This window comes from Stenotrophomonas sp. NPDC077659 (assembly GCF_050268705.1).
Lineage (GTDB): Bacteria > Pseudomonadota > Gammaproteobacteria > Xanthomonadales > Xanthomonadaceae > Stenotrophomonas.
In genome coordinates this window covers 1-7,736 of record NZ_JBNNHG010000166.1, presented here as the reverse complement: position 1 = coordinate 7,736, position 7,736 = coordinate 1, and the positions used below count along the sequence as shown (strand labels likewise).

The window sequence follows — 7,736 nt, the reverse complement described above, 5'->3', positions numbered from 1 at the left end:
TCAGGCGATACCCGCGCCGCCGGTCACGCCGAAGACCTCGCCGGCCAGCGATTCCAGCTTCGGCGCGTCGCCGATGTGGGTCACGCTGCCGACCATGTTGACCTTCACGCGGCGGAAGAAGGTCGATGCCTTCTGGCCGATGGTCACCAGGTCCACTTCGGCACCCTTGTCCTGCCATGCCTTGGCTTCGCCCAGCATCTTGCGGAACAGGTTGTTGTTCAGGCCGCCGGCCAGGCCGCGATCGGAGGAGATCACGATGAAACCGACCCGCTTGACCTGCTCGCGCTCGACCAGGAAAGGATGCTGGTAATCGGTGCTGGCCTGGGCCAGATGACCGATCACCTGCTTCATCGCCTGCGCGTACGGACGCGAGGTCTTCATCCGATCCTGCGCCTTGCGGATCTTGGAGGCCGAGACCATTTCCAGGGCGCGCGTCACCTTGCGGGTGTTCTGCACGCTCTTGATCTTGGTTTTGATTTCGCGTCCGCTTGCCATCTCTTGTTTCCCGTGGCGCGGGGCTGATGCCCCGCGTTGTTCAACCGTTTGTCATCTGGTCCAGCGGAGCCAGCGGCTCCGCTCTACAGGACCGCGATTACCAGCTGCCGGTGGTCTTGAACTCGGCGATGCCCTTCTTGAAGGCACCTTCGATGTCGTTGTCCCAGCCGCCGGTGGCGTTGACCTTGCCGACCAGCTCGCCCTGGGTGTTGGCGAAGTGGGCCCTTCGACAAGGCCGCCTGGAAGGCGATCCAGAGCGAAGCGCGTGACCGCGAAGCCGCCGGTCTGGCTGCGCTGAAGCCGGTCATCCATGGCAGCGACATCGACCCGGTGGCCATCCAGGCGGCACGTGAGAATGCCGAAGTGGCCGGGGTGGCCCACGCCATCCGCTTCACCCGCGCCGATGTGGCAGACCTGGCTGCGCCGGAACAGGAGATCGGCGCGGTGGTCTGCAACCCGCCCTATGACGAGCGCCTGGCCGCCGATCCGGCACTGTACCGCGCACTGGGCAACGCCCTGCAGAAGGCTGTGCCGCAGTGGCGCGCCAGCCTGCTGTGCGGCAATGACGAACTCGCTTTCGCCACCGGCCTGCGCGCCGGCAAGAAGTACCAGATGTTCAACGGTGCGCTGGAATGCGCGTTGATTGTCTGCGACCCGATTGCTGTGCCGGGCCGCGACCCGGCGCAGCCGCGTGAACTGAGCGAAGGTGCGCAGATGGTGGCCAACCGCCTGCGCAAGAACCTGAAGAAGTTCAAGAGCTGGCGTGCGCGCGAGGACATCACCTGCTTCCGTGCCTACGATGCCGACCTGCCGGAATACGCCGCAGCCATCGACGTCTACGAAGAAGACGGTGGCCAGCGCCGCACCTTCCTGCACGTGCAGGAATATGCGGCGCCGGCCGCGATTCCGGAAAACGACGTGCGCCGCCGCCGCAATGAGCTGCTGGCTGCCGCGCGTGAAGTGTTCGGCGTGCCGCCGGAGCAGGTGTCGATGAAGTCGCGCGAACGCGGCAAGGGCGGCAGCAAGTACGGCCGTTTCGAGCAGCGTGATGAGTTCATCGTGGTGCGCGAGAACAACGCGCTGCTGCAGGTGAACCTGTTCGATTACCTCGACACCGGCCTGTTCCTGGACCACCGCCCGTTGCGCCGGATGATGGCCGAGCAGGTGCGTGGCAAGCGTTTCCTCAACCTGTTCTGCTACACCGGCGTGGCCAGCGTGCAGGCGGCGGTGGCCGGTGCGGCCAGCACCACCAGCGTCGATCTGTCGGCGACCTACCTGCAGTGGTGCTACGACAACCTGGCGCTGAACGGCCAGGGCGGCAACCAGCATCTGCTGGTGCAGGCCGACGCAATGGCGTGGCTGGAAGGCGACCGCGGCCAGTACGACGTGATCTTCTGCGATCCGCCGACGTTCTCCAATTCAGCCCGTGCCGATGACTTCGACGTGCAGCGCGAGCAGCTGAAGCTGCTGCGTGCGGCGGTGGCGCGCCTTGCGCCAGGCGGCGTGCTGTACTTCTCCAACAATTTCCGCCGCTTCAAGCTGGAAGAAAACGCCCTCGCCGAATTCGCCCAGTGCCGCGAGATCACCGCGCGCACGATCGGCCCGGATTTCGAGCGTAACGCGCGCATCCATCGCGCGTGGGAACTCAAGCGCCTCGGGTAACCCCCGATCCGACCCTGGTAGTGCCGGCCGCTGGCCGGCAACTGCGTCATAGCCGAAGAAGGTTCAAAGGGTGCCGGCCAGCGGCCGGCACTACCGGGCTTCTCCTTACAGCAACGCCACCAGCACCCCCACCACCGGCAATGCCAGGGCCAGCGGTGCGATCCACGCCGGGCGATACGGGTATAGCCCGAAGGCCAGTGCCACCCCGCCCAGGGTCATCGTGCCCAGCCACAGCAGCGGGCCCATCCCCCAGCCGTGATCGACCACGCACAGCGCGAACGCGACCGTCAGCAGCGCCCAGCCCAGTACACGCCACTGGGTACGCCGTGCAGGCGTGGCGGCGGCCTTGCCATGCAGATCCTGCTGGTGCTTTTCCATCGCCAGCGACAGCGCGGTGAATGCGGAGAACGACAGCGTCAGCGCCAACAGCATCATGCGCCGGCCTCCGCTTCGCTCGCCGCCGGCGCAGCCGGTGCCTTCGCCGCAGCGGCTGCTGCCGCGCGCTTCTTCTTCTCGGCCGCGCTCAGCGGCGGCGTCCAGCGCTGCATGCGCCAGCCGCACAGCGCCAGCATCGCACCGAAGGCGATCATCGACAGGTCGAAGCCAGCCAGCACCCAATCGCCTGTGCGCAGGGTCACGCCCAGGTGCGCGTGCGTGGTGAGTGCATTGACCACCGGCACCAGCGCGAAGGCGGCCGCGCCGATATACAGTTGCCACGCCCACATCATCCGCTTGGGCCAGATGAAGGCGGCCAGCAGGGCAGCACCCCAAGCATAGAAGAACACATTGGCCTCGGCGTTCGAACGCTCGGCCATCTCCAGCGGCAGAAGGCGGTTGCCCCAGAAGTAGGCGGCAAACGCGATGGGCAGGCCGGCCACGGTACCGATGTTCAGTGCGTCGACCAGGCGCAGGCCGAAGCCGATGCGCCCGTTCCTGGCGTGTTTGGGGCGTTCCTTCACTGCCCACAGCACCACGCCGCTGGCCACCATCAGGCAGCCGGTCAGGCCGGACAGGAAGAAGAAGGCGCGCAGGCCCCAATCAGCGAAGCGGGCCAGGTGCAGGCCGTACATAACGCCACGGGTGGCGGTGGCAGCGCCAGAGGGCGGGCTTTCTTCCAGCAGTGCGCCGCTCACCATGTCATAGCGCAGCGCCGGCGTATCGGTGGACAGCCGCTTGCCGTCGCGTTGGCGGATGTCGATGACGGCGTTGGCGGCGCCCGGGTGGGTCACGGTGAAACCGGCCACCTCCACGCCCTTCCAGTGGGCGCGGGCGCTGTCCAGCAGCTGCGCGATCGGCAGCGCTGCGGCGCGGCCTTCGGCCGGTGCGCTTACCTCGGACATGCCACCGAAGGCCTCGGCGAAGAACTTGTCCTCGTCCTGCGGATAGGCCACCTTCACCCCCCACGGCAGGTACATGATCATCAACGTGACGATGCCGGTATAGGTGATCATCGCGTGGTAGGGCAGGGCCATCACCGCGCTGACGTTGTGGAAATCCAGCCACGACCGCAGGCCCTTGTCCTTGCGGAAGGTGAAGAAGTCCTTGAAGATTTTCTTGTGGGTGATGACGCCGGTGATGATCGCCACCAGCATGAACATCGCGCAGAAGCCCACCAGGTAGCGCGCCCAGTACACCGGGATGTAGTGCAGGTCGAAGTGCAGGCGGTAGAAGAAATCACCGCCACGGGTGTCGCGCGCCTTCAGTTCGCCGCCGGTGTTGGGGTCCAGCGTGGCATCGCCGAAGGCGCCGCGGCGGCCCTTGGACGGGTCGGCCTGGTCGGCCGGCACACGCCAGAAGGTGCTCATGGCCGGGTTGCGCGGCTGTGGCAGGGTCACGTACCACATCTCGGCGTTGCCGGCTTTTTCCTGCAGGAAGTCGATGGCGCGCTGTGCGGCCACGTCAGTGCTGACCTTTGCGCTGGGCAGCTCCGGGCGCATCCAGCGGCTGATCTCCTCGCGGTAGTAGCTGGCGGTGCCAGCCATGAAGATCAGCAGCAGCAGCCAGCCGACCAGCAGGCCGGTCCAGGTGTGCAGCCAGGCCATCGACTGGCGGAATCCGTTCTTCATGCCCAGGCCCCCAGCAGGCGCGACGCGGCCGCCAGCAGCAGGGTGGGACCGACGATGCCGACCCAGGCGCGCAGCGCGCTGCGCGTGGCGAAGGCCCACAACGCGGCGCAGGCGGCGACCACGATGGCCAGCAGCATGCCGGTCAGCACGGCCTGTCCACGCGCGGTGGGCAGGGCCACGGCACAGAACACGCTGGTCATCGAGGCCAGCGCATAGCCGCCGAAGATCGCGGCCAGGGAACGGGACAGCACTCCCCAGCGCTCACTGGCGAAGAAGGTGCTGAGGCGGGAGCTGGCAAGTTCGGGCGAGCGGTCCACGGCGGTCCTGCAGATTCGTTGGAAGAAAGGCCGGCGCACCGAAGCGCGCCGGGGTTGGCCATCCGTGGCCGGGCGCCGGTCGCAGAACCGGCGCCATCCATCAGGTCATCAGAGCTTCCAGCGCAGCGTCACGCTGACGTTGCGCGGCTCGCCCCAGTACACGCCGTTGTAGAAACCGACGTTGTTGTAATACTTCTTGTCCAGCAGGTTGCTGATGTTGAGCTGGGCGCTGAAGTTCTCGTTGAAGCGGTAGCCACCGGCCAGGTTCAGCAGGTAGAAGGCGTCCTGGGTGATGCGTGCGCTCTGCGTGCCACCCGTGGCGACCGGCTTGGTGCTGTTGTTCCAGATGCTGCTCTGCCAGGTCACGCCGCCGCCCAGCCAGAAGCGGCTGTCGGCACCGCCGGGGCGCCAGCTGGCATTGAGACGCAAGGTGTCCTGCGGGGTGGTGGTCCGCTGCAGCACGCCGGCGGCGTTGCGGATCTTGGTATGGGCGAAGCCGGCCGACACGTTCCACTGTTCGCCGATGCTGCCCTGGGTTTCGATTTCCCAGCCCTTCACCTTGTTGCCCTTGCCGGTGGAGCGGTAAGCCTGGCCGCCATCGGGCAGCGAGTTCAGCGGCACCGAATCGTCGATCTCAGCCACGTTGTCCTGCTTGCCTTCGAACACCGCCGCCGAGGCATTGAGCAGGCCGCCGAAGAACTCGGCCTTCACGCCGGCCTCGTACATGTCGCCGACCACCGGCTCCAGGTAGTTGCCGTTGCGGTCGCGGTAGTTCTGCGGCTTGAAGATGTCGGTATAGCTGACATAGCCGCTGAACATGTCGTTGAAGTCGTAGACCAGGCCAGCGTACGGGGTCAGGATGTCGTCGGGCTTGTAGCCGGTGCGGGTGGTGCGGTTGCGGTTGCCGTCGGCATCGTAACCGTAGGCCCACTGGCGAGTTTCCCAGCTGCCGTAACGGGCGCCGACCACGGCCAGCAGCGGGTCGGCCAGTCGCAGGCGCGCGGCCACGTAGGCGGCGCGCTGGCGCAGTTCGTTTTCCGAGGCCAGGCGGCCGTAGCGGGTGACCGGCAGCACCGGTACGTCACCGGTCCAGTTGCGCCAGTCGGCTACCTGCATGTAGCCCGGCGCGCTGGTATCGAACGAGGTCGCCTCCGATTCGCCCCTGCGCACCGCCTGGCCCAGGCCGAACACCAGTTCATGCTCGCGCCCGAACAGCTGGAACGGGCCGCCGACATTCACGTCGAACACGTCCATGGTGCTGTGTTCGTTGAAGTGGGAGACATAGGCGGTTACGCCGGTGCCGTCCGGACGCGGGTTGCCGGCTGCGCCGTACCAGACGCTGCCGTCGGTATCGCGCACGGCATGGGTCACGTTGCCCTTCAGCGACCAGCCATTGCCCAGCTGCTGTTCCAGGCGGGCGAAGGTGGTCTTTTCCACCATCGGCCAGCTGCTCCACGACGCCGACAGGTTGGTCGAGCGCGGCAGGTTGGCCGGGTTGCCATCGGCGCCCCAGTACGGCACCACGCCCCAGGTGACACCGGTGGTGCGCGGCGACTGGTATTCGTAGCCCAGTTCGAACAGGGTGCTGTCGGTCAGGTCTGCCTGCACGATGCCGTAGAACACGTCCTTGTCGAGCTTGTAGACATCGCGGAACGAATCGCTCTGCTGCTTGGCGGCGACCACGCGTGCGCGGATGCGGCCGTCCCAGGCGATCGGGCCGCCCAGGTCGACTTCCATGCGCTGGTTGCCCCAACGGCCCAGGATCAGGTTGGCGCCCATCTGCACCGTATCGGTCGGGCGCTTGCGCACCATGCTGATGGTGCCCGACGGATCGCCGGCGCCGGTGGTCAGGCCGGTGGCACCGCGGATCACTTCGATGCGCTCGTAGATCACGTTGTCGGTGTTGGTCTTGATCGAGCCACCGAAGGTGTTGAGCATGCCATCGATCTGGAAGTTCTCGATGGTGTAGCCGCGCGAGACGTAGTTGATGCGCTCGCTGTCAGTGACCGACACGGTGACGCCGGTCACCTGGCCCATTACGTCGGACAGCGAGAACAGGCCCATGTCATCCAGCCGCTGGCGGGTGATGACGGTGACCGACTGCGGCGTCTCGCGCAGCGACAGGTCCAGCTTGGTCGCGCTGCGCGTGTTCTTCACCGTGTAGCTGTTCTGGATTTCGCCGTCGGCGGTCACCTTCACCGTGTCCAGCGTGCGCGCATCGGCGGCGGACGGTGCATCGGCGTGGGCCAGCGGGGCACACAACAGCGTGGCCAGGGCCAGCGTCAGGGGTGAAACGACGGGGATGTTCGGTCGGGCCATACAGTGCGATTCCATGCAGGAGAGAAACATCAGCGATGGAATCCATGCGTGCGGGCGCCTGCGCGGAATCGCGCGACCCGAGGCATCTCCCATCGCCACGCGCTGACGGCCAAGGCCGTCGGCGCACGAGGAGCCGGGGATGTACACGGGCGGAAGCGCGGTGGAGGCGCCAAGTGGCTGAGCGTACAACCGATCAGTAAATGATAGGCATTCTCATTTTGTTAATCAAGTGTGAGTGCGCCGGGCAATGGGCGCTGGCCTTCAACGCGATGCGCAGGCGCGGCTGACGTCCTGATCCAGTTGCCGCATCGCGGTGCGTGTGCCAAACCACTCGGCCATCTCGCGGCGGGTGCGCGCCTTGTCGCATGCTTCGGCGTTGCTGGCGGCCTCGATGGCCGTGCCCGAGCCTTGTGCCGCAGTACGGCCGGCGTTGGCCTGCAGCTGCCGCCGCGCATCGTGGAGATCGCGCTCTACGCGCTCCGATTCCTGCCAGCTCAGCTTGGGATCGCGCACGATCGGCCGCGTCACCCCCGTGTCCTGCCCGGCAGGGCAGGGCCTGGTAGGCGGTACGACCGCCGTTATTGCACTTGTAGACACGCTGCGCGCACGCATCACCTGCCGCCGCCAGCAGCGGCAGCAACATCCATATCCTTCGCATGGATCCCCCCACGGGCCACCCTGGCCCGCATGGCGCGGGAGCCTAAGGAGTGTGACCCCCGTCGCGCAATACGCCTTTGCCTTCCATCCAACCCCGTGCCGACCAACGGTCGGCACCCACCAGCAGCAGCAACCAGCAGCAGCGGCCAACTGTTGAAGGCGGGGTGGGTCCGGTTGCGGGGGCGTGAGCCGCATGGGCCCGAGGCATGCCTCGGGCGGG

The 7,736-nt window shown here is 66.7% G+C and carries 5 protein-coding genes and 2 pseudogenes; 1 reads left to right on the top strand and 6 read right to left on the bottom strand.

Annotated elements, in window-relative coordinates; translation table 11 throughout:
- Positions 1 to 33: 33 nt before the first annotated feature.
- Positions 34 to 495, bottom strand: a pseudogene (locus ACQKDV_RS17055) (F0F1 ATP synthase subunit gamma); the annotation flags it as partial.
- A gap of 76 nt (positions 496 to 571) precedes the next feature.
- On the opposite strand from ACQKDV_RS17055, the pseudogene rlmKL reads away from it, so the two are divergent.
- Positions 572 to 2,157, top strand: a pseudogene (gene rlmKL / locus ACQKDV_RS17050) (bifunctional 23S rRNA (guanine(2069)-N(7))-methyltransferase RlmK/23S rRNA (guanine(2445)-N(2))-methyltransferase RlmL); the annotation flags it as partial.
- Between the two features lie 105 nt (positions 2,158 to 2,262).
- Here the strand turns inward: rlmKL and ACQKDV_RS17045 are convergent.
- From ACQKDV_RS17045 to ACQKDV_RS17025, 5 genes are all read right to left on the bottom strand, one after another.
- Positions 2,263 to 2,592 (bottom strand): DUF3325 domain-containing protein, encoded by a 330-nt coding sequence (locus ACQKDV_RS17045; RefSeq protein WP_427785301.1) that lies wholly within the window; start codon positions 2,590 to 2,592, stop codon positions 2,263 to 2,265.
- Positions 2,589 to 4,223: a PepSY-associated TM helix domain-containing protein gene (locus ACQKDV_RS17040; protein WP_427785299.1), complete on the bottom strand. Its 1,635-nt coding sequence runs from the start codon at positions 4,221 to 4,223 to the stop codon at positions 2,589 to 2,591. The genes ACQKDV_RS17045 and ACQKDV_RS17040 overlap by 4 nt, the downstream gene beginning before the upstream one ends.
- A complete protein-coding gene (locus ACQKDV_RS17035; protein WP_427785297.1) occupies positions 4,220 to 4,540 on the bottom strand; it encodes a DUF3649 domain-containing protein in 321 nt (106 codons plus the stop codon). The genes ACQKDV_RS17040 and ACQKDV_RS17035 overlap by 4 nt, the downstream gene beginning before the upstream one ends.
- Before the next feature lie 108 nt (positions 4,541 to 4,648).
- On the bottom strand, positions 4,649 to 6,859 hold the full coding sequence (locus tag ACQKDV_RS17030) for a TonB-dependent siderophore receptor (RefSeq protein WP_427785295.1): 2,211 nt from the start codon (positions 6,857 to 6,859) through the stop codon (positions 4,649 to 4,651).
- A gap of 261 nt (positions 6,860 to 7,120) precedes the next feature.
- Positions 7,121 to 7,387: a hypothetical protein gene (locus ACQKDV_RS17025; protein ID WP_427785293.1), complete on the bottom strand. Its 267-nt coding sequence runs from the start codon at positions 7,385 to 7,387 to the stop codon at positions 7,121 to 7,123.
- Positions 7,388 to 7,736: the final 349 nt, after the last annotated feature.